General features: G+C 55.8%; 18 protein-coding genes. 6 read left to right on the forward strand and 12 right to left on the reverse strand.

The window, feature by feature from the left end; all coding sequences use genetic code 11:
* The 8 genes from ACN0RL_RS18695 to purU all read right to left on the reverse strand — a co-directional run.
* Nucleotides 1-90 (reverse strand): hypothetical protein (locus tag ACN0RL_RS18695; protein ID WP_417519614.1); only part of this gene is annotated, 90 nt, incomplete at its 3' end.
* Nucleotides 91-220: 130 nt separating this feature from the next.
* Nucleotides 221-901 carry a (d)CMP kinase gene (cmk, locus tag ACN0RL_RS18700; RefSeq protein WP_417519580.1) on the reverse strand — a complete coding sequence of 227 codons (681 nt, stop codon included), beginning with the start codon at nt 899-901 and terminating at the stop codon, nt 221-223.
* The gene (locus tag ACN0RL_RS18705; RefSeq protein WP_417519582.1) at nt 901-3,159 is read right to left on the reverse strand and encodes a bifunctional prephenate dehydrogenase/3-phosphoshikimate 1-carboxyvinyltransferase; all 2,259 of its coding nucleotides are present in this window, start codon (nt 3,157-3,159) and stop codon (nt 901-903) included. Before ACN0RL_RS18705 ends, cmk begins: the two co-directional genes overlap by 1 nt.
* A 1-nt stretch (nt 3,160) precedes the next feature.
* On the reverse strand, nt 3,161-4,285 hold the full coding sequence (hisC, locus tag ACN0RL_RS18710) for a histidinol-phosphate transaminase (RefSeq protein WP_417519584.1): 1,125 nt from the start codon (nt 4,283-4,285) through the stop codon (nt 3,161-3,163).
* Between the two features lie 30 nt (nt 4,286-4,315).
* Nucleotides 4,316-5,413 carry a prephenate dehydratase gene (pheA, locus tag ACN0RL_RS18715; protein WP_417519586.1) on the reverse strand — a complete coding sequence of 366 codons (1,098 nt, stop codon included), beginning with the start codon at nt 5,411-5,413 and terminating at the stop codon, nt 4,316-4,318.
* Between the two features lie 2 nt (nt 5,414-5,415).
* Complete coding sequence (gene serC, locus ACN0RL_RS18720; RefSeq protein WP_417519588.1) at nt 5,416-6,498, reverse strand: 3-phosphoserine/phosphohydroxythreonine transaminase; 1,083 nt, start codon at nt 6,496-6,498, stop codon at nt 5,416-5,418.
* Nucleotides 6,499-6,548: 50 nt separating this feature from the next.
* Nucleotides 6,549-9,167 (reverse strand): DNA gyrase subunit A, encoded by a 2,619-nt coding sequence (gene gyrA, locus ACN0RL_RS18725; protein WP_417519590.1) that lies wholly within the window; start codon nt 9,165-9,167, stop codon nt 6,549-6,551.
* Between the two features lie 126 nt (nt 9,168-9,293).
* Nucleotides 9,294-10,148: a formyltetrahydrofolate deformylase gene (gene purU / locus ACN0RL_RS18730; RefSeq protein ID WP_417519592.1), complete on the reverse strand. Its 855-nt coding sequence runs from the start codon at nt 10,146-10,148 to the stop codon at nt 9,294-9,296.
* A 156-nt stretch (nt 10,149-10,304) separates the two neighbouring features.
* Between purU and ggt the strand changes: the two genes are divergently transcribed.
* Nucleotides 10,305-12,083, forward strand: coding sequence for a gamma-glutamyltransferase (ggt, locus tag ACN0RL_RS18735; protein WP_417519594.1), 1,779 nt, complete (start codon nt 10,305-10,307; stop codon nt 12,081-12,083).
* 48 nt (nt 12,084-12,131) lie between these two features.
* Nucleotides 12,132-14,039: an ATP-dependent zinc metalloprotease FtsH gene (ftsH, locus tag ACN0RL_RS18740; RefSeq protein WP_417519596.1), complete on the forward strand. Its 1,908-nt coding sequence runs from the start codon at nt 12,132-12,134 to the stop codon at nt 14,037-14,039.
* A gap of 31 nt (nt 14,040-14,070) precedes the next feature.
* Here the strand turns inward: ftsH and ACN0RL_RS18745 are convergent, their stop codons facing one another.
* The 3 genes from ACN0RL_RS18745 to ACN0RL_RS18755 form a co-directional block, all read right to left on the reverse strand.
* Complete coding sequence (locus ACN0RL_RS18745; protein ID WP_417519598.1) at nt 14,071-14,796, reverse strand: ZIP family metal transporter; 726 nt, start codon at nt 14,794-14,796, stop codon at nt 14,071-14,073.
* A gap of 28 nt (nt 14,797-14,824) precedes the next feature.
* Complete coding sequence (gene yghU / locus ACN0RL_RS18750; protein ID WP_417519600.1) at nt 14,825-15,706, reverse strand: glutathione-dependent disulfide-bond oxidoreductase; 882 nt, start codon at nt 15,704-15,706, stop codon at nt 14,825-14,827.
* 64 nt (nt 15,707-15,770) lie between these two features.
* Nucleotides 15,771-16,073 carry a monooxygenase gene (locus tag ACN0RL_RS18755; RefSeq protein WP_417519602.1) on the reverse strand — a complete coding sequence of 101 codons (303 nt, stop codon included), beginning with the start codon at nt 16,071-16,073 and terminating at the stop codon, nt 15,771-15,773.
* 139 nt (nt 16,074-16,212) lie between these two features.
* On the opposite strand from ACN0RL_RS18755, the gene ACN0RL_RS18760 reads away from it, so the two are divergent.
* A complete protein-coding gene (locus ACN0RL_RS18760) occupies nt 16,213-16,386 on the forward strand; it encodes a DUF2897 family protein (protein ID WP_417519604.1) in 174 nt (57 codons plus the stop codon).
* Here the strand turns inward: ACN0RL_RS18760 and ACN0RL_RS18765 are convergent.
* The gene (locus ACN0RL_RS18765; RefSeq protein WP_417519606.1) at nt 16,377-16,715 is read right to left on the reverse strand and encodes a 4a-hydroxytetrahydrobiopterin dehydratase; all 339 of its coding nucleotides are present in this window, start codon (nt 16,713-16,715) and stop codon (nt 16,377-16,379) included. The genes ACN0RL_RS18760 and ACN0RL_RS18765 overlap by 10 nt on opposite strands.
* Before the next feature lie 147 nt (nt 16,716-16,862).
* Between ACN0RL_RS18765 and imuA the strand changes: the two genes are divergently transcribed.
* The 3 genes from imuA to ACN0RL_RS18780 form a co-directional block, all read left to right on the forward strand.
* On the forward strand, nt 16,863-17,552 hold the full coding sequence (gene imuA / locus ACN0RL_RS18770) for a translesion DNA synthesis-associated protein ImuA (RefSeq protein ID WP_417519608.1): 690 nt from the start codon (nt 16,863-16,865) through the stop codon (nt 17,550-17,552).
* A gap of 6 nt (nt 17,553-17,558) precedes the next feature.
* On the forward strand, nt 17,559-18,977 hold the full coding sequence (locus ACN0RL_RS18775) for a Y-family DNA polymerase (protein ID WP_417519610.1): 1,419 nt from the start codon (nt 17,559-17,561) through the stop codon (nt 18,975-18,977).
* On the forward strand, nt 18,977-21,943 hold a 2,967-nt coding region (locus tag ACN0RL_RS18780), incomplete at its 3' end, for an error-prone DNA polymerase (protein WP_417519612.1). The genes ACN0RL_RS18775 and ACN0RL_RS18780, both read left to right, overlap by 1 nt.

Below are 21,943 nucleotides of genomic sequence, written 5' to 3' on the forward strand. Positions count from 1 at the left end.
ATCAACTACGGTTCCCTGGACGATGGAACCTGGTTTCATGTCAATTTCTTTTAGGCTTTCTTCAAAAAGATCCGCAAAGCTCTCGCTCATTATGAGTCCTATAGGTTCAATGCAAGTATGCTCCGTGTCGCCAGCAACACGGTCTGTTAATAAGTTCCGAAATCAGCCAGGGGCTGGCAGATTGCGCTGTTTCCGGAATTTCAACGGCAAAAAGGTGCAGTCAAGTCTGGCCTGCTGCGGCCATACACCTGCCTAACACCTCTTGTATACTCAACCCCGTAGAATCAATGACTTGCGCATCGTCTGCGGGCTTGAGAGGGGCTGCGGAACGGTTCATATCCCGTTCGTCACGAACCCGTATCTCCTCTAAAAGGGCGTCAATACTAACATCGACACCGGCAGCCTTCAACTGGCCGAAACGCCGGCGTGCTCGCTCTTCGGCACTCGCTGTCAGAAAAATTTTGACCGGCGCATCCGGGAAGACCACTGTGCCCATATCGCGACCGTCTGCAACCAGCCCGGGCTCTTGCCGGAAATCACGCTGGCGCTGCAAGAGCGCATCGCGAACCGGCTGCATAACCGCGATGCGCGATGCGTTGTCGCCGCACGTTTCCGTGCGGATGTCAGAGGTTACGTCCTCTCCTGCCAATATCACTTTTACAGGCTCGCCTTCCTGCGTTGGCTGAAAGGCAACATCCAGGGATGCAGCCACCAGCACTAACGAAGCTTCATCATCCAGCGAAACGTTCTGGCGAGTTGCTGCGAGAGCCGTGAGACGGTAAAGCGCACCACTGTCGAGAAGATGCCAGCCAAGTTCCCGTGCCAGCATCTGGGTAACGGTACCTTTACCTGACCCCCCGGGACCGTCGACTGCGATGACCGGTGCATTGCCTTCCGACATTAATCTGCCCCCTGTTCAGCGTTTGCTCCGGAATCCTCGGATGAAATATTGATACCGGTTTCTCTCGCCAGTTCCACAAAGCCGGGGAAGGATGTCGCTACGTTGGCACAATTATTTATCTCGATATCCCCGGTTGCCCGCAGCGAAGCCACAGCGAACGACATGGCAATACGATGATCGCCATGGCTCTGAACGGAGCCGCCCTTTATTGTCTGGCCACCCTCAATAATAATGCCATCTGGCGTAACCACTGTTTCAACGCCCAGAGCGGCAAGGCCATCGGCCATTACCTGAATACGGTCACTTTCTTTTACCCGTAACTCCTCAGCACCGGTCAGAACCGTGCGGCCGGTAGCGCAGGTGGCGGCAATAAACAGCGCCGGGAACTCGTCTATTGCCAGTGGCACCTGATCTTCAGGAATATCAATACCTTTGAGTTCAGCTGAGCGGACGCGCAGGTCCGCAACCGGCTCTCCACCAATCTCCCGCTCAGCCATGATTTCAATATTGGCGCCCATCTGTCTCAGGATATTGATCACGCCGACACGTGTAGGGTTCATGCCTACATGGCGCAAAACCAGGTCTGAACCCGGGGCAATGCTGGCTGCAACGAGGAAGAAAGCGGCCGATGAAATATCTGCAGGCACGTCAATAACACCAGCTGTCAGCTTACCACCACCAATAACGCTGGCCGTTGGCCCGTCACGCTCTACCACATAACCAAAGCCGGTCAGCATACGCTCGGTGTGATCTCGTGTCGGCGCAGGCTCAGTTACAGAGGTCGTGCCATCGGCGTAGAGGCCGGCAAGCAAGAGGCAGGACTTCACCTGAGCGCTGGCAACCGGCATATCGTAGTGGATACCGGTCAGCTTCTTGCCTTGACTGCCACGGATTTTCAAGGGCGGACGTCCGCCCTCTGCTGTGTCGATAACGGCGCCCATAGAGCGCAGCGGGGCCGCAACCCTGTTCATGGGCCGAACGGACAAGCTCGCGTCGCCGGTAAGCTCGGACTCAAAAGGCTGAGCGGCCAGCAGGCCGGTAAACAACCGCATGCCCGTGCCGGAGTTGCCCAGATATATCGGGCCACGCGGAGCCTGCAGACCGTGCATTCCAACACCGTGGATGCGGACAAAACCGTTGTCCGGCCCTTCAATCGCAACACCCATGTCACGAAATGCCTGCAGCGTTGCGAGACTGTCTTCGCCTTCGAGGAAGCCCTTCACCTCGGTTACGCCTTCAGCGAGAGCGCCGAGCATAATAGAGCGATGGGAAATGGATTTATCACCGGGTACCCGAATGTCGCCCGTTACAGAGCCACCGGGCTGAAGACGGAACCTTACCTGCTTTTCACTGTTATTTGTCACGTAAGCCTGTCCTGAAAGCATTTTTGAAAAGTGTTCTCGCGCCGCCTTGGCGCGACTGAATACCCGCAATAACGTGGCACCGTCCTGGTCTGCAATCGCAGTGCGCAACTGGTCCAGATCGTGAGTAAAATGATCGATCACCCGAAGAACGGCATCGCGATTGGAAAGGAAAATATCGTGCCACATAACCGGATCGCTCGCAGCAATCCGGGTAAAATCACGGAACCCGCCGGCAGCATACCGGAAAATATCCATGTTCTCGTCTTCACCTGCCAGGGTATCCACCAGCGAGAAAGCAATGAGGTGGGGTAGATGGCTGGTCGCTGCCAGCACTTCATCATGGTACGCCACTGACATGGTGAGCACGGTAGCCCCGCATGCTTCCCACAAAACCCTTAGCCGGTCCAGATGAAAACTACTGACGTTATCTGGCGGGGTCAGGATGACTTTGTGGTTGGAAAACAGGTCCGGGTTGGACGCTCGAATGCCACTCCTCTCAGACCCGGCAATCGGATGCCCGGGAATGACACGCGGCAGAAACTCCCCGAACACCGCTTTTACGTCCTTTACAAAACCGGACTTGGTACTTCCCACGTCGGTTAGAATGGCATCCGCTGCAAGGTGCGGCCGTATTTCCTCAAGCACCTTGCGAGTCGCCTGCACCGGCACAGCAATCACCACAAGATCTGCACCCTGCACTGCTTCTGCTGTCGTTTCGGCAATCGTATCAATAACACCCAGAGACCGGCCCAGCACAAGATCGTCTTTACGCTGATCAGCCCCAACGACTTCCCGGGCCAGACCATTCTTGCGAATAGCGCTGGCCAACGAACCGCCTATCAGGCCCAGCCCGATAATGGCAACACGCTGAAAAAGCGGTTCACCGGAAGGCACCTCAGGCACCCTGCCCTGACGCTGCCAGCGCTTTAGAGAGGGCGTCGATAAAATGTTCGTTTTCTTCAGGCAAGCCCACTGAAACACGAAGATGTTCTGGCATTCCGTAACCCGCAACGGGGCGTACAATAACTCCGTGGGCCAGCAATGCCTGGTAGACGCCCATGGCTTGCGGCCCCACTTCAACCGCCACAAAGTTACCAGAAGACGGAATATACCTGAGGCCCATCTGATCAAAGGCCGCTTCCAGCTGCTTCAACCCGGCGGTGTTGGTTTCGCGGGAGCGCTGCAGATACTCTTCGTCATCCAGTACTGCGGTAGCGGCTGCGAGAGCAACGGAGCTTACATTAAAAGGCTGACGGACGCGGTTCAGAATGTCAGCAATAGCCGCTGAGCTGACGCTATAGCCTACGCGCAGGGCCGCGAGGCCCCAGGCTTTGGAAAAGGTGCGGCACACAATCAGGTTCGGGAACCGGGTTAGCAGCGCAACACCGTCCGGATCCTTCTCGCCGGTCATATACTCGCAGTAGGCTTCGTCCAGAACCACCAATACATCTTCAGGAATCTTGCCCAGAAACGCTTCAATGGCGTCTGAATTATGCACAGTCCCCGTAGGATTGTTCGGGTTGGCCACAAATATCAGCCGGGTGCGCTCGGTCACCGCCGCCGCCATAGCCTCCAGGTCGTGACCCCAGTCTTTGGCAGGCACTGCAACGGCTTTGGCACCAATAGCCTGAGTAACAAGCGGGTAAACGGCAAACGCATACTGGGAAAATACTACCTCGGAATCAGCTCCTGCAAAGCAACGCGCAATCACTTCGAGCACGTCGTTTGACCCGTTCCCGAGGGTGATCTGATCAGCGCCCACGCCAAGACGCGCGGACAGCTTCTGCTTCAGATCAAACCCGTTGCCATCGGGATACAGACAAAGTTCTGTCAATGCGTTTTCGGCCGCAGCGATGGCTTTCTTACTGGGGCCCAAAGGATTCTCATTGCTGGCCAGCTTGACAATCTCGGCCGGATCCAGGCCCAGCTCACGAGCAAGTTCGCTGATTGGCTTACCCGGCTGATAGGGGGACAACGCCTGAACACCTTTTACCGCCAGGCTCTGATAATCAATGGCCATATACCTTTTACCTTTCTTAACTGGCTGATGCTAGAGAACACCGATGGGATAGGAGCCCAGGCGCTTGAGCTCAACGGCCTCGGCTTCTACCTCGGCAAGCACTTTGTGCGCCTGTTCATCGTCCATATGCCCTTCAAAATCGATATAGAACACATAGGCCCAGGTGCCACTGGGCGAGGGCCGGGTCTCAAGCCGCGTAAGACTGATTCCATGACGGTGAAACGGCTCCAGCAACTGGTATAGCGCGCCGGGTTTGTTCCTCATGGACACAAGAACTGACGATTTGTCATGTCCGCTCGACTGAACCTCTTCCCGGCCCACAATCAGGAACCGGGTGGTGTTGTCCGGCCGGTCTTCAATGCTGCTGGCCAGCTTCTCCAGGCCATAGAGTTCTGCCGCCATATCGCCCGCAATAGCGGCGGCGCCCGGCTCATTGGCGGCCCGCCGTGCTGCTTCGGCATTGCTGGACACAGTTACCCGCTCAATGCCGTAGCGATGGGTATCCAGCCACTGCCGACACTGGGCAAAAGACTGCTGGTGCGAGTAGATGCGGGTTATCTCCATGTCCCGGTAGTCTGGTGAAACCAGAAGATGATGATGAATTCTCAGCTGCACCTCTCCGCAGATTTTCAGCGGGGACGACATGAACATGTCAAGCGTATGGTTGACCATGCCTTCAGTGGAATTTTCAACCGGAACCACGCCATAGTGTGCAGCGCCGGACTCCACCTCACGGAAAACCGCATCAATTGCCGGAAGCGGTAAACTGACAACAGAGTGTCCGAAGTGCTTGAGGGCTGCCGCCTGGGTAAAGGTGCCAATCGGCCCCAGGAAAGCGATGTGCATGGGCTTTTCCAGCGCGAGGCACGCCGACATGATTTCACGAAACAACCGGGCCATTTCCTCGCCGGACAGCGGGCCGGGATTGGCCTCCTTGATACGGCGCAGCACCTGGGCTTCCCGCTCAGGCCGATAGAAAAACACATCCTGCCCGGGATTAGCTGCCATTTTTACATGTGCTACTTCCTGGGCGCACCTGGCGCGAGCGCTGATCAGCTCCATGATCTTCTGATCGAGGCTGTCTATTTCTTCCCGCAGTTCTCCGAGGCGAACCTGCTCATCACTCATGATCAGCCCCGCTCCCTGGCAAATTCTTCCATATACTTGATCAGCGCATCCACACCTGCCTCTGGCATGGCGTTATAGATGCTGGCGCGCATTCCGCCTACGGAGCGATGACCGGCCAGATTCAGCAAGCCACGGGCATTGGCGCCCTTGAGGAAGGCACTATTCAGGGCATCGTCCCGCAGGATGAAAGGTACGTTCATCCAGGAACGGAAACGCGGCTCAATGGGGTTAGCATAAAACTCATTGGCATCAATGAAGCCATACAGCTTTTCCGCCTTTCGCCGGTTCATCTCACCCATGGCCTTGACACCACCCTGGGCTTTCAGCCATTTGAACACCAGACCCGCAAGGTACCAGGAGTATGTTGCGGGCGTGTTGTACATGGATCCATTATCGGCAATAACCTGGTAGTTCATCATGGTCGGCGTTTCCTTGCGGGCCTTGCCCAGAAGGTCTTTCCGGATGATGACCACAACCAGCCCGGAAGGGCCGATATTTTTCTGGGCGCCAGCGTAGATCAGCCCGAACTTTGAAACATCCACCGGGCGCGAAAGCATGGTCGAGGACATATCTGCGACCAATGGCACACCCGCGCTATCGGGAACAAAATCAAACTCCAGACCGCCGATGGTTTCGTTCGGCGTGTAATGCAGATAAGCCGCATCGGCGCTGGTCTGCCATGAAGCCTGATCCGGAATGTTGGTGAAACCGTTATCTTCCGAACTGGCAACCACGTTCACATTGCCGTAGCGCCTGGCCTCGGCAATGGCTTTTGTCGACCAGATACCCGTGTTTACATAATCCGCAGACGCTTTGTCGCCAAGCAGGTTCAGCGGGATCGTAGAAAACTGACTGGAAGCGCCACCCTGCATGAAAAGAACCGCGTAATCATCTGATATTCCAGCCAAATCACGCAAATCCTGCTCAGCAATTTCGGCGATCTCCACAAACTCGTCACTGCGATGGCTCATTTCCATCACCGACATGCCTGTGCCGCGCCAGTCCAGCATTTCATCCCGTGCCTGTGCCAGCACACTTTCCGGCAAGGTTGCCGGACCTGCACAAAAATTATACGCCCTGCTCATATTCCTGCGGTCTCTCACGTGGTGCGGATTCGTTGTTCGGCAGTGCTGGCTTATTCCTCGCCAGCACCCTGTTCCGGACTGTTGTCTGCGCTGTCATCTAATGAAGCGTCCTCACCCTCACCTTCAATATCGTCATCGTCGGTTTCGGCAATCCGCTCTACACCTACCAGGCGCTCGTCTTCCTGGCTCAGCCTTATCAAACGCACTCCCTGAGTGTTCCGGCTGAGAACAGATACTTCATCCGTGCGGGTACGAACCAGCGTGCCCTTATCAGAAATCAGCATCATCTCGTCGCCTTCGAATAACTGCAACGCTGTTACCAGATTACCGTTACGGTCTGAGCACTGCATGGCAATAACGCCCTGGCTGCCGCGGCTGTAGGTCGGGAACTCATCAATCGCGGTGCGCTTGCCGTAACCATTCTCACTGGCGGTCAGAATAACACCGCCTTCCTGAGGAATGATCAGGGAGACCACATGATGGCCCTCCGGCATTCTGATACCTCTTACACCACGAGCCGTCCGGCTCAGCGGACGAACCGCCTCTTCATTAAAACGCACTGCCTTGCCAGCTGTGGAGAACAGCATGATTTCGGCATCGCCTTCTGTTATCGCAGCACCGATCAGCGTATCGCCTTCATCCAGAGACAAAGCTATCAGGCCACTGCTGCGCGGGCGTGAGAAGTTCGGCAGAGGTGTTTTCTTCACTACGCCCGCAGACGTTGCCATCAGAACAAACTGGTTTTCCGGGTAATCACGCACCGGCAGGAAGGTAGTGATGCGCTCACCTTCATCCAGCGGCAGAATGTTCACCATCGGCCGGCCACGGGATGCGCGGCTCGCACGGGGAATTTCGAACACACGCAACCAGTAAACCTTGCCCCGGTTAGAGAAGCACAGAATGGTGTCGTGGGAGTTGGCAACCAGCAGCTTCTCAACGAAATCTTCGTCTTTCATGGAAGTTGCAGCCTTACCACGGCCCCCACGGCGCTGGGCCTGATAATCTTCAACCGCCTGAGTCTTCGCATAGCCGCTGTGGGAAATAGTGACAACCAGCTCTTCTTCGTCAATGAGATCGGCAATCGTGAGATCGCGCTGGGAACTGGTTATTTCCGTGCGGCGCTCGTCACCGAACTCTTCCACTACAGCTTGCAACTCTTCACGGATAACCTGCATCAGGCGGTCGGGATCGCCCAGAATTTCCAGCAGACCGGCGATCTTTTCGAGGATGTCCTTGTACTCATTCTGGAGCTTTTCAGTTTCCAGACCGGTCAGACGGTGCAGACGCATGTCCAGGATAGCCTGGGTCTGCTCTGGCGACATGAAGTACAGGCCGTCGCGCAGGCCGTAGATTTCCGGCAGGTCGTCCGGACGACAGGCATCTTCGCCGGCACGCTCAAGCATTGCCATCACGTTACCGGGCGCCCAGCCGCGGGCCATCAGCTTTTCTTTAGCTTCCAGAGAGCTCGGGGAAGCCTTGATCAGCTCGATCATTTCATCGATGTTGGCCAGCGCAACGGTCAGACCTTCAAGAATATGACCACGCTCGCGGGCTTTACGCAGATCAAAGATAGTACGACGGGTCACCACTTCACGGCGGTGACGCACAAACGCGTCCAGCATTTCTTTGAGGTTAAGAATTCTCGGCTCGCCGTCGATCAGCGCAACCATATTGATACCGAATACAGTCTGTAACTGGGTATGCTTGAACAGGTTGTTGATAACTACTTCCGGGTTCTCACCGCGGCGCAGTTCTATAAAGACGCGGATACCTTCCTTGTTAGACTCGTCCCGAAGCTCGGTGATACCTTCAAGGCGCTTTTCTTTCACCAGCTCGGCGATCTTTTCGATCAGACGGGCCTTGTTCAGTTGATACGGCAACTCGGTGATGATGATGGCATCACGATTGGTTTTCTTGTCATGCTCGATTTCATGCCGGGCACGGACATAAATACGGCCACGACCGGTGCGGTAAGCTTCAACAATGCCGGCACGGCCGTTGATGATACCTTCAGTCGGGAAATCCGGCCCCGGAATGAACTCCATCAGCTCATCACAGGTAAGATCAGGGTTATCGATCAACGCCAGACAACCATTAACCACTTCGGTCAGGTTATGGGGCGGGATATTGGTCGCCATGCCCACAGCGATACCGGACGAGCCGTTCACCAGCAGGTTGGGAACCCGCGTAGGCATAACCTCGGGAATGCGCTCTGTGCCGTCGTAGTTATCGACAAAATCTACGGTTTCTTTCTCGAGATCCGCCAGCAACGAGTGTGCAATTTTCTTCATGCGGATTTCGGTGTAACGCATGGCTGCCGCGTTATCACCGTCGATAGAACCAAAGTTGCCCTGGCCATCTACCAGCGGATATCGCAGAGAGAAAGGCTGGGCCATACGAACGATGGTGTCATAAACAGCAGAGTCACCGTGCGGGTGGTATTTACCAATAACATCACCCACCACACGGGCAGACTTCTTGTAGGCCTTGTTCCAGTCGTTATTCAGTTCGGACATTGCGAACAGAACACGACGGTGAACCGGCTTGAGGCCATCCCGCACGTCTGGAAGCGCTCGCCCGACGATAACGCTCATGGCGTAATCGAGGTAAGACTGCTTCAGTTCATCTTCAATATTGACCGGCAGGATCTCTTTGGCTAACTCACCCATCGAGAAAGGTTCCTTTGCGTTATCTGGAAGTCGTTGCAGGGCCGTTTCCCGGCCCCGTCGTTATTCTTCAACAAGCCGCCGATTCTACCACAGTCGCACCCTTTCAGGGGCATCTGTGAGGCAGCCTTAATCAAATACCACAGTCTTGTTTTCGTAGGTGATCACGCGATCTTCGATATGAGAGCGCAATCCCCTGGCGAGAACGTTTTTCTCAACATCTTTACCGAGGCGCACCATGTCCTCAATGGAATCACTGTGGGTAATGCGGATGACGTCCTGCTCGATAATCGGCCCCTCATCAAGATCCTGGGTCACGTAATGGCAGGTAGCACCGATCAGCTTGACGCCACGGCTGTAGGCCTGGTGGTATGGGCGCGCACCGGCGAAGGACGGCAGGAAACTGTGATGAATATTGATCACCTTGCCCGCATGCTTCGCACAAAGGTCAGCCGGAAGGATCTGCATATACCTCGCGAGCACTACTACATCAACTTCGTAAGCCTGAAAAAGCTCGTCGATGTGGGCAAACGCCTCTTCACGATTATCTTTGCTCACCGGAATATGGTGGTATGGAATTTCATGCCACTCCACCATACGGCGCAAGTCGTCATGATTGGAGATCACCGCAACAATTTCAGCGTTGATTTCGTTACTGTGCCAGCGGTACAGGAGGTCGGCCACACAGTGGGACTCCTTACTGCACATCAGGATCACTTTTTTGGGCTGGGCCGAATCGGCGATATGCCAGTGCATATCAAACTCACGGGCAATCGGCGCAAACGAGGCGCGGAACTGATCAAGGCCAAACGGGATAGACTCGGCCTTGATCTCGTGGCGCATGAAGAACCGGCCAGTGTGGGTATCCGAGTGATGGCTGGCTTCGGTGATCCAGCCATTATAAGTCGACAAAAAATTACTCACCTTGGCGACAATTCCAACCCTGTCCGGGCAGGAAATCACAAGACGGTAGGTATGCTCCATGAAAGCCTTTCCTTAACTGACAAACGGGAAAGCAGATGCGCCGGGAACCATTGCCGGAAACGGCAGCCGGAACAGACACCAGGGTTAGCGGTACGCACCAGATAAAATGACGGGCTATCATAGCCTATCTGGACACCAGAAACGAGGAGCGGAGACATGGACAGAGGCCTACACCAGCAAACACAGAAAACCCGGCTCATCGGACGCTCAGGCGGCTTATATGCGTCAGCCCTGGCCATTTGCCTGACAGTGTGTTTTGCAACACTGGCGACGCCGGTTTTCAGCCAGGCCATCCTTGAGGGCGAACGGTTTCATCCCGTCAGTGCCCGCAACGGCATGGTAGCAACCAGCCACACTCTGGCAACAGAAGTTGCGTTAAAAGTACTGAAAGACGGCGGCAACGCTGTGGATGCGGCTGTTACTGCCGGGTTCGCCCTGGCGGTCACCCAACCAAGATCCGGAAACATCGGTGGCGGTGGTTTTATGCTGATATCGAAAGGTGACAGCTCCGAACCCGAAGCCATCGATTATCGGGAAAAAGCACCCTCTGGCGCCAGCGAGACCATGTATCAGGATGAATCTGGCGAGGTGGTGCAGAATCGTAGCCGATTTACCCATCTGGCTGCCGGCGTTCCAGGCACCGTTGCAGGCCTTGCCATGGCACTGGAACGCCACGGCACCCTGACCCTGGGACAGGCACTGGCGCCGGCTATCAAACTCGCCCGGGACGGATTCATCGTTCCGCAACGCTTCAGCGAGGGTCTTGAGCAAGCGCGGGAGCGCCTACAACGCTGGCCTGCTACTCGGGCAACCTTTTATAAAAAAGACGGCTCTGCCTGGCAAGCCGGCGAGCGCTTTCGCCAACCGGAACTGGCCGCCACCCTGCAGCGTATTGCCGATGAGGGTGTAAATGGTTTCTACCAGGGTGAAACCGCACAACTGATTGTTGAAGAAATGCAAAGGCACGGAGGCCTTATCACCCGACAGGATCTTGAGGACTACCAGCCGGTGGTGCGCACTCCTGTGCATGGAAATTATCGGGGCTACGACATCTACTCCATGTCACCCCCCTCCTCTGGTGGCGCTCATATTGTCCAGATACTGAACATTCTTGAAAGCTATCCGATCCAGGAACTTGGCCACAACTCGGCTGATACGATCCACTATATGTCCGAAGCCATGAAACTGGCCTATGCCGACCGTTCAGAGTATCTGGGCGATACGGGTTATGTCGACGTGCCTTTAAAAGGACTGACCAGCAAATCTTATGCTGAAGAGCTGCGGCAAGGCATCAAGGCGGACAAGGCACGCCCGGCAAGCGAGATTCGTCCCGGCCAGCCCCCAGGCTACGAAAGCCCTGAAACCACGCATTTTTCAGTTGTCGATAAATGGGGCAATGCCGTATCAAACACCTACACCATTAACTTCAGCTACGGCTCAGGGATTACCGTGGAAGGTGCCGGCTTTTTGCTCAACAATGAAATGGACGATTTCAGCGCCAAGCCGGGCGTGCCCAATGCCTATGGCCTGATTGGTGGCGAGGCCAACAAGGTGGAGCCTGGCAAACGCATGCTCAGCTCCATGTCGCCGACCATCGTTCGCAAAGGTGACCGTAACTTTCTGGTCACCGGCAGCCCCGGCGGCTCGCGTATTATCACAACGACCCTGCAGGTAATCATGAACGTGATCGATCATGGCATGAACATACAAACCGCCGTTAATGCGCCCCGTATCCACCACCAGTGGCTCCCCGATGAAATCCGCATCGAGCAAGGTATCAGCGCGGATACTGTGCGTTTGCTGGAAAGCCGGGGGCACAAAGTGGCGACCAATTCGGCTATGGGGGCCATCCAGAGTATTATGATCGGAGAAGACGGTACGCTTTATGGCGGCGCAGATCCGAGGCGTAGCACTTCCTCGGCCATGGGTTATTGATCCATGGGCAGAGGCAACGGTAGAAACGGAGGATAACCGAAGATCAAAATGACCAATCCCAACAATTCCGGAAAGCAGACATCGCCGGCGAACCAACAGCCAGAGATACCCAAGCAGTATTCATTTCTCTGGCTCAGCGCCGCCATTTTCCTCGCATTTATGTGGCTGCAGGACAGTGGCACACCAAAACTTCAGGAACTGGCGTACTCTGAATTCAAAACCGCCGTGGTTAACAACCAGGTTTCCGAGGTAACGCTGAAGGAAGAGAACATAACCGGCCTGTTCAGCGACCAGGGGCGCGCCTCTTTCAGCTCCGAAAACGCAGCACAAAGCTCAAGCCCCGGGTTCAATACTACACGGCCACCCATGGATGATCCGGAACTGCTCACTCTGCTGGAAGCCCACGATGTCACTATCCGGGCCCAGTCTGCGGGACTGCTTTGGTGGCAGGAACTGATTCGTGGCTTCCTGCCCTGGATACTGCTACTGGCGCTGATGTACTGGTTCTGGGGATCGGCCCAGAAGCGCATGATGCAAGGTGGCGGCATGTTTAACCAGGGCCAGTCGAAAGCCCGTCGGGCGGTGAAAGAAACGTCCACCACCACGCTGAATGATGTGGCAGGCATTGAATCGGCCAAACGGGAAATTGCGGAGATTATCGACTTCCTGAAATCACCGGACAAGTACCGGGCACTGGGCGCATCCATGCCCAAAGGCGTTCTTATGGTGGGCCCGCCGGGGACAGGTAAAACCCTTCTTGCCCGTGCTATTGCCGGTGAAGCGGAAGTACCCTTCTTCAGCGTGAGCGCCTCGGAGTTTATCGAGATGTTTGTGGGCGTAGGCGCTTCAAGGGTTCGGGACATGTTCGAGAATGCCCGCAAGGAAGCCCCGGCACTGATATTTATTGACGAACTGGACGCCATCGGCCGTTCCCGGGGTGCCGGCGTAGGGGGTGGACACGATGAACGCGAGCAGACTCTGAACCAGATCCTTACGGAAATGGACGGCTTCGAATCCCACGAGAACATTCTTGTGCTGGCCGCCACCAACCGCCCGGATGTTCTGGACAGTGCCCTGCTTCGGCCCGGACGCTTTGATCGCAAGATTACTCTGGACCTGCCGCACAAGGATGCACGGGACGCTATTCTTGCAGTGCATGTGCGCAAAGTGCCCTTGGCCGCAGATGTAGATCTGGAACAACTGGCGGCCCGTACCATAGGTTTTTCCGGTGCCGACCTGAAGAACCTGGTAAACGAAGCCGCCCTGACCGCCGCCCGGGAAAATCTCAAAGAAGTGACGGCCCGCTGTTTTGAAATTGCTCGTGATCGCATTGTTCTGGGCGAAAAGCGCGACGCAAGGCTGTCGCCTGAAGAGCGGGAAGTGGTGGCTTACCACGAGAGTGGTCACGCCATTATGGCCTATTACATGCCAAAGGCTGACCCCCTCACACGGCTTACTATTATTCCCCATGGCATGGCTTTAGGCGTTACTGAGCAAACACCGACGGAAGATCGTTACAACTACTCCGAAAGCTATCTCAGAGACCGTATCAAGGTGATGCTCGGCGGGCGCTCAGCGGAAAAAATCGTCTATGGAGAAGTGACCACCGGGGCGCAGAACGATCTCAAAGAAGCCACCAAGCTCATCCGCAAGATGATCGGACAATGGGGTATGAACGATAAGATTGGCCCCTTGGGCTTGAGCATCGGTGAGGAGCACGTATTTCTGGGCCGCGAAATGGGCTCACAACGTGAATACAGTGAGAAGATGGCAGAGTTGATTGATGCGGAAATTCAGTCGGAACTTCTGGCTATGGAAGCTGCCACCATCGAATTCCTGACGGATCACAGGGGTCAGCTTGAAGCTCTGGCCAAAGCCGTGCTCAAGAAGGAAAACCTGTCGGCGGAAGAGATTGAAAAAGTCCTTAGCGAAGAGGCTACCCGAAAAATCGCCTGAGGCTTTCTACCTGAGAACTCCCTTCCGGCTCTCAGGCCTGCGTAACCAGCATGTCGCTGAACAGCGCCAGGCAAAAACCGATCACCGCACCAAGCGGAGGCCCCCAGTGCTTTTCCAGCCGCGACTGGGGCGCAATATCCTGAAAAATCAGGTAGAGAATCCCCCCCGATGCCACCAGCATGATGGTTCCCAGCACCACGGGCTGCTCCGACAGGAAGAAGTACCCAAGAAGCCCTGCGACCGGCCCGGCCATTGCCAGGCCGGTCATCACTGTTAACGTTTTCCCTGGTGTATAGCCCGGCTTGTCCAGAAACTCGCGGTAAGCGTTAAAGCCCTCAGGCAGGTTTTGCATGGCAATCAGCACCGCCATCAAGGGCGCAAGGCTTGGGTTAACTATGATTAGCCCGCCCAGAGCAGCGGCTTCTGGCACAAAATCCAGCATCACCCCCATCAACTGTGGTGATTCCCGGTGATGAACGCCAAGCATGCGTTCAACCCAGAAAAACAGCACACCACCGGCAATGATGGCGGGGATAGCCCAGAAGGAATTGCCAATACTCGACTGCCCTTCCGGTATCAGCACGATGGTCACGGCGCCCAGCAAGATGCCACCGCCCAGAGCGATAAGGAAGTGCCGAAACTCCTGTTCCAGCCAGTTGGGACCGATGCGCTCAACTCTTGCCAGTAATCCGCCGAGGGGAATACAGATACCGGCAAGTGCGGTCAAACCCACAATGTAGACAATTTCAGAACTCATCAGAAAGCCCAGGCTGAAAATTGATGAATCAGGAGTCGTCAGAGGCCCCTGCAAGTTTGTCCTGGGTTTTGTGCTCAAAGTCGCTCGCGTCATGGCGTTCATGAAGCTGGCTTGCTGGCTCACCCCAGGCGCGGTTCACCATTCGCCCACGTTGAACAGCCGGCCGCTCCTTCAGCTCAAGAGCCCAGCGCATCACATTAGTGTAGGTGTGCGCTTCAAGAAACTCGGCTGCATCGTAAACCTTGTTGGTTACCAGCGCGCCATACCAGGGCCAGATCGCCATATCGGCAATGGTGTACTCGTTACCAGCAACATATTGGTTCTCTGCCAACTGGCGATCCAGTACATCCAGCTGCCGTTTAACTTCCATGGTGTAGCGATTAATCGGGTACTCATACTTCTCGGGCGCATAGGCGAAGAAGTGTCCGAAGCCACCGCCCACAAACGCCGCACTGCCCATCTGCCAGAACAGCCAGTTAAGCGTCTCTGTGCGCTGAGCTATATCCGAGGGCAGGAAATGACCAAACTTTTCCGCCAGATAAAGCAGAATGGAGCCCGACTCAAACACCCGGACAGCGGGCTCCTGAGTGCAGTCCAGTAACGCCGGGATCTTGGAGTTCGGATTAACGTCTACAAACCCGCTACCGAACTGCTCACCCTCGTTGATGCGGACCAGCCAGGCATCGTATTCAGCCTCGCTTATACCCAACTCCAACAGTTCCTCCAGCATAACCGTGACTTTTACACCATTTGGCGTAGCCAGCGAATAGAGCTGAAAAGGATGCTTGCCAACCGGCAGCTCTTTCTCGTGAGTAGGGCCCGCAATGGGCCGATTGATATTTGAAAAAGCACCACCGCTGGCAGACTCCCACTTCCAGACTTTGGGCGGGGTATAACGGGAATCACTCATAATTACGGGTTCCTTGAATACTGTTTGGTTGCTGACAAACCTGTCTGTACTGCAACCGGATTTTTCAGAGCGGCCCACCAGTGATCTTTGACAAAGGCTCGTTCACATCAAAAATTTTGGCATTAACTTTATCAACGCCAAGCCCCTTGAGTCTTGCTGTGTGCTTTTCGAGATAGGCCTGGGCTGCGTCTTCCGTTTTAAAAAGATAAATGCCGCCAGCATCTTTTTCAGACGCATTCTCCGTCCAGATTTTCCATATAAAGCCGGGCTCTTCAGTAATGGAAACAGCGAGCTCTTTTAATGCCCCTGCCATTTCTGCACCAAACGGGCCAGTGAACGGAAAATCGATCTGTAATAGTTTTGCCACCTGATAGCACTCCTGTTTTCGGCAGACACTGCCATAATGCTTGATAAAGGATGGAATGTTCCGCCAATCCGGTTGGGACACTCCACTATAAAGAAAACCACTCCAACAACACTACTCCAACTGAAAGGGAGCCTGACGTATGCCAATGATAGGCTGGATTTTTATATTCGCTGCCCTGGGTCTGATTTTGGGCAGCCTGTTCATGCTTCGGGACTCAGCCAGCAAAATGCATATTCCAGAAGACAAGCTGGAGAAGGTCCGCAAACGCAAGGCAGAACTTGAAGCACAAGAGAAAAAAGACGATCAGTGGTAAGCCGAGTCTGTTCTCGCTGCCATGATGAAGTCATTCTTGTGCAACCCGCCAATTGCGTGGGTCCACCAGCTTATGGTTGCCTTACCGTATTCCAGCAAGATGGCCGGATGATGATCTTCAGCTTCAGCCAGTTCACCCACCTTGTTGGTAAAGGCCAGGGCCTGAGCAAAATTCCTGAATTTAAATACCCGGCGTAATTGTTCTTCGCCATTAACTTCAAGAATGTCCCAGTCTCCGACATCTTTGTGCAGCAGTCGTCTCTCTTCATCGGTTACCCTTGGGGCGCCCGCGTTACAAGCTTCACAGTGTTGTTCAGTCAGTCCACTCATGTATAACCCCCGAATCTGATATTCAGAATTTTCAACACCTGCCAATAGTACAAGCGTGGGTTCCGTTACTCATTTTATCAACCAGCGTCTTGAAATCAGACCCTCTTCAGAATACTGTATATTTAAACAGTACTTCGAGATTACACCATGAGCGAACTTCTTGACACGCTGATGCAGGATGCCCGCATCTGGCAGGGACACAGGCACAAAAAAACCACTCAACCCGCAGAGCTGACTGGCTACCAGGCTCTGGATAACCAGCTTGGAGGCGTAGGCTGGCCCCGGGGTGCTTTGAGCGAATGCCTGCTGGACGCCCCCGGTATTGGCGAGCTGACCCTGTTAATGCCGTTAATGCAACGGCTGTCGCAGGCCGGTAAAACCGTGTTCTGGCTGAATCCTCCACATACGCCTTATGCTCCGGCACTGGCTCGGGCAGGTATCGACCTGAACCAGGTGATCATGGTCCATACCGAAGATAAAGGCGATTTTCTGTGGACGCTGGAAAACTGCCTGCGCTCACCGGTTACCGGCCTCGTGATGGCCTGGCCTTGCAAGCTGGCAGCCCGTGAAATCCGGCGTTTGCAGTTGGCTGCCGAAGCCGGCAGTAATGTTTGCGTGCTTTTCCGCGAGCGTCGCTACGCTGAGCAGAACTCCCCGGCTGCCCTGCGCCTTGAGCTGGAACCCGGAGAACAACAGGACCTTAAAATAAATGTGTTAAAACGCCGTGGTAGTTGGCCAGGCCAGCACTGCTCGCTGGCCATAACTCACCGGGCGGGTCTGTTTCATCATGAAGCGCCCCGCGTGGTTCAGGGCCCCTGGCCCGCATCAGCCCGGTAATTTTCTATGCTCTGGCTGTATCTGCACTTCCCTCACCTGCTTCTGGACCACATTCGCCGCTCCAGTGAAAACACCTCTGCGCTGGTGATAGTGGAAGGTACCGGACAAAAAGTGATACAGGCCTGCCCGACTGCCCGGGACCTGGGTGTGGGCGCCGGTATGCGCCTGAAAACAGCAGTCAGCCTGGTACCAGAGCTAGGCATAATAAGGGCAGATCAACAGCAGGAAGCCCGAATTCTTGAAGATCAGGCCCGCTGGCTATACCGCTATGCAGCTCATATTGTTCTGGTTTCGCCAAACGGTCTGTTAGCTGAAATCGGCAGCCTGCAAAAGCTTTACGGCGGCCTTCCGGCAGTCTGGCAAACCCTGGAAGAGGTGCTGCAGGAACGCCAGCTTACTGCCTGGTCAGGTATTGGCCATACACCACTGGCAGCCCGACTGATTGCAAAAAGCGGCAAAGGAACATGCACGGCTGACAAAGGCCACTCTCTTCAAATCCTTGACCAGATGCCTCTGCTGGCTGCAGAGTTTGACGAACGCACCCGCACCCGCCTGCAGCGGCTTGGGCTGAACACCCTGGGCGAGGTGTTCCGGTTACCTCCGGCAGACATGGCACGTCGGCTATCCCCGGAAACCCTGGCGTATATTCAGAAAATTCAGGGCTCCAGACCCGACCCCCAGGCCCCCTGGCAACCACCCCATTACTTCCGGCAGCAGGCAGATTTTGTGCAGGACATAGAACAGTCGCAGGGGTTACTGTTCCCATTGCAACGTATTCTGTCCGAGCTGGAAAGAGATCTGTGCTGGCGCCAGCAGGACACCGATTGCTTGCTGCTGGTACTCCTGCACCGACATGCAGAACCAACGCGCCTGCGCATCCGCACGTCCGGCCCGGAACACCGGGCAGAAGCGTTTCTCAGCCTGATCAGGCTGCGATTTGAGCAACAACCATTGCAAGCTCCGGTTATATCACTGCGCCTGACGGTTAAACGATTTCTGGGGCGAGAAGCCCCGGGCGGGCAGGATCTTCTGGGCGAAAGCCAGGATCCGAACGAAGCCTGGCACACCCTGATGAGCCGCCTGCAGGCAAGGCTTGGTGAAAATGCTCTGAAACAGCTTGCACCCCAGGCAGATCACCGGCCCGAACGAGCCTGGAGTGCATCAGAAGTGCAACGCAAAAATCGTGTTTTGAAAACAGCAGCCTGCTACCTGCCTCAACGCCCCTTATGGCTTCTGCGAGGGCCGCAACCGCTCACGGAAATCCCGCAGATATGGTTTACCGGCCCGGAGAGGATCAGCGGTGGATGGTGGGACGGCCAGCGGGTCCATCGGGATTATTACATTGCCCAACTGAATAACGGCCAACTTGCCTGGGTGTTCCGGGACATGCGGGAAGGCTGGTTCGTGCATGGATGGTTTGGCTAATGAGTGAACCTTCCTACGCCGAGCTGTTCTGCTTCAGTAACTTCACGTTCCTGACCGGGGCATCTCATCCCCATGAGCTTGCGGAACGAGCCGCAGAGCTTGGGTATAACGCGCTGGCGATCACCGATGCCTGCTCAGTGGCCGGCATACCCCGTGCCTGGGCTGCTTTGAAAGAGAGCCCCGTAAAACTGATTACCGGAAGCCTGTTTGAGCTGGACGACGCCCCGCCGGATGCCAGCATCCCCAAATTTATTCTTCTGGCCCGAACCCGCAAAGGTTATGGTCAGCTTTGCCAGCTTATAACCACAGCACGCCGCCGGGCAGAAAAGGGGCAGTACCTGCTGCTCAACAGAGACATGGAGACACATGCTCTGGATGACTGCCTGTGCCTGTGGCTGCCACCCGCAACAGCTGAAGCCGGTCCGGACCAGGCTCTGGCCTGCGGCGAATGGTTACTCCGGCTGTTTGAACATCGCCTCTGGATTGCCGCAGCCCGCACCCTGGAAGCCGGCGAAGAACAGCAACTGGCCAGGGTCCGCTGGCTTTCTGAGCACCTGCGCTGTCCAGTTACCGCCACCGGCGAAGTTCACATGCATAGCCGGGAACGTCAGCCCTTACAGGACGTACTCACTGCCCTGCGCAATCACGCCAGCCTGGAAAATGCCGGCCACTGCCTGTTCCAGAATGGTGAACGCTACCTGCGCCCGCTTCCGGTACTGCGACGGTTATTCCCGGAAAGCTGGCTGGAAGAATCTTTGCGTATTGCTCAACAGTGTACCTTCGACCCCGGAAGCCTGCGCTACGAATACCCTCCCGACCTTGTACCGGAAGGAGAAACCCCCGCAGCTTATCTGAAACGCCTGACTCAGGAAGGTGAACGGCAACGTTACCCGGAAGGCACTCCATTATCTGTTCAGGCCCTGATACGCAAAGAACTGGGGCTGATTTCAGAGATGAACTATGAACACTACTTTCTCACCATCCATGACATTGTTGCCTTTGCCCGCAACCGCGGCATTCTGTGCCAGGGCCGAGGCTCTGCCGCCAACTCCGCCGTGTGCTATTGCCTGGGCATTACCGAAGTAAATCCGGCTCAGGTAGACCTGCTGTTTGAGCGTTTCATATCCAAAGACAGAAACGAGCCGCCGGATATCGACGTAGATTTTGAGCACGAACGCCGGGAAGAAGTTATCCAGTATATCTACCAACGGTATAGCCGGGAGCGGGCCGCGCTGGCAGCAACGGTTATCCGCTACCGCCCCCGCAGCGCCATCCGCGATGTTGGCAAGGCCCTGGGATTTGATCCGGCACTGGTGGAACAACTACTGGAAGGCATCGACTGGCGCGACAAGGCCACCAACTGGCGCCAGCAGATTCTCGATAAACGCCTGACCCGAAACCCCAAGGTCGCCGACCAGTTCTTTGCCCTGGTCAACACCCTGCTTGGCTTCCCCCGCCACCTCTCCCAACATGTAGGCGGCTTTGTTATCAGCTCCGGGCCGCTGGCAGAGCTCGTGCCTGTCGAAAACGCAGCAATGGCTGATCGCACCGTTATCCAATGGGACAAAGACGACCTGGAAAGCCTGGGCCTGATGAAAGTGGACATACTCGCATTGGGCATGCTCACAGCCATCCGCAAAGCTCTGGAACTGATCAGCCAACAGAAAGACCGGCCCTTCCGCATGCAGGACATTCCCCAGGAAGACCGGGCTACCTACAACATGCTGCAAAAAGGCGACAGCATCGGCGTATTCCAGGTGGAATCCCGTGCCCAGATCAACATGCTGCCCAGACTGAAACCCGAAACTTATTACGACCTGGTGATCGAAGTTGCCATCGTTCGCCCCGGCCCCATTCAGGGCGACATGGTGCACCCTTACCTGCGCCGGAAACACGGACTGGAACCGGTGGATTATCCCAATGACGCCATCAGAGGCGTACTCGAACGTACTTTGGGTGTGCCTATTTTCCAGGAGCAGGTGATCAAACTGGCCATGGTTGCCGCCGGTTTCACCGCTGGCGAAGCCGACCAGCTCCGCCGCGCCATGGCTGCCTGGAAATCCCACGGCGACATGACACCCTTCCGGGAAAAACTCATCAACGGTATGCTTGCGCGCGGCCATGATACCGACTTTGCCGAACGCCTCTACCTGCAGATCTGTGGCTTCGGCGGCTATGGCTTCCCGGAATCCCACGCAGCCAGCTTTGCCCTGCTTGTTTACGTTTCAGCCTGGATCAAGCGCCACCACCCGGCCGCCTTCTACTGCGCCTTACTCAACAGCCAGCCCATGGGCTTCTACTCCCCCTCACAACTGGTTCAGGACGCCAAACGCCACAACATTGCCGCACTCCCGCCAGACATCAACAGCAGCCAGTGGGATCACACACTGGAAGGCCCCGATCAACAACTGCGCCTGGGCCTGAGAATCATCCGGGGGCTATCAGCAAACGCCGCCGAACGCCTGCATCAGCATCGTCCCGAAGCCGGTTACAAATCCTCCGCCGAGTTACGACGCCTGGCAGGCCTTAACCAGCGCGAAATGGAACTCCTCGCCGGTGCCAACGCCATGCCGGCGTTTGCAAGCAACCGTCACCAGGCGTATTGGCAGCTGCTAAGCCACGAAAAACCCTCAGAGCTTTTCGCTGCAGCAGAAGACGACGAAAACTACGAACTGGAAACCTGCAACCAACTACCGGACCCCACCGAAGGCCAGAACGTTCTGGCCGACTACGCCAGCCAGGGCCTCACCCTCCAACGCCACCCGCTAGCCCTGCTCCGGGAACAAGGCCACCTGAAGTTCTGCCTCAACGCAGAACAACTCAAAACCACCAAGGCCGGCATACCCGTACAGGTAGCCGGCCTGGTAACCGGCCGCCAACGCCCCGGCTCCGCCTCCGGCGTTACCTTCGTAACCCTGGAAGACGAAACCGGCAACGTGAACGTCGTCGTCTGGCTGGAAACTGCC

It is taken from the genome of Marinobacter sp. (genome assembly GCF_048259445.1).
Classification (GTDB): domain Bacteria; phylum Pseudomonadota; class Gammaproteobacteria; order Pseudomonadales; family Oleiphilaceae; genus Marinobacter.

What these genes read in the sequence shown, in the direction of transcription:
- serC (WP_417519588.1), bottom strand. Translation starts at nt 6,498, where the DNA reads ATGAGCAGGGCGTATAATTTTTGTGCAGGTCCGGCAACCTTGCCGGAA.
- ACN0RL_RS18745 (WP_417519598.1), bottom strand. Translation starts at nt 14,796, where the DNA reads ATGAGTTCTGAAATTGTCTACATTGTGGGTTTGACCGCACTTGCCGGT.
- purU (WP_417519592.1), bottom strand. Translation starts at nt 10,148, where the DNA reads ATGGAGCATACCTACCGTCTTGTGATTTCCTGCCCGGACAGGGTTGGA.
- cmk (WP_417519580.1), bottom strand. Translation starts at nt 901, where the DNA reads ATGTCGGAAGGCAATGCACCGGTCATCGCAGTCGACGGTCCCGGGGGG.
- imuA (WP_417519608.1), top strand. Translation starts at nt 16,863, where the DNA reads ATGAGCGAACTTCTTGACACGCTGATGCAGGATGCCCGCATCTGGCAG.
- ggt (WP_417519594.1), top strand. Translation starts at nt 10,305, where the DNA reads ATGGACAGAGGCCTACACCAGCAAACACAGAAAACCCGGCTCATCGGA.
- gyrA (WP_417519590.1), bottom strand. Translation starts at nt 9,167, where the DNA reads ATGGGTGAGTTAGCCAAAGAGATCCTGCCGGTCAATATTGAAGATGAA.
- hisC (WP_417519584.1), bottom strand. Translation starts at nt 4,285, where the DNA reads ATGGCCATTGATTATCAGAGCCTGGCGGTAAAAGGTGTTCAGGCGTTG.
- ACN0RL_RS18765 (WP_417519606.1), bottom strand. Translation starts at nt 16,715, where the DNA reads ATGAGTGGACTGACTGAACAACACTGTGAAGCTTGTAACGCGGGCGCC.
- ACN0RL_RS18760 (WP_417519604.1), top strand. Translation starts at nt 16,213, where the DNA reads ATGCCAATGATAGGCTGGATTTTTATATTCGCTGCCCTGGGTCTGATT.
- ACN0RL_RS18775 (WP_417519610.1), top strand. Translation starts at nt 17,559, where the DNA reads ATGCTCTGGCTGTATCTGCACTTCCCTCACCTGCTTCTGGACCACATT.
- yghU (WP_417519600.1), bottom strand. Translation starts at nt 15,706, where the DNA reads ATGAGTGATTCCCGTTATACCCCGCCCAAAGTCTGGAAGTGGGAGTCT.
- ftsH (WP_417519596.1), top strand. Translation starts at nt 12,132, where the DNA reads ATGACCAATCCCAACAATTCCGGAAAGCAGACATCGCCGGCGAACCAA.
- pheA (WP_417519586.1), bottom strand. Translation starts at nt 5,413, where the DNA reads ATGAGTGATGAGCAGGTTCGCCTCGGAGAACTGCGGGAAGAAATAGAC.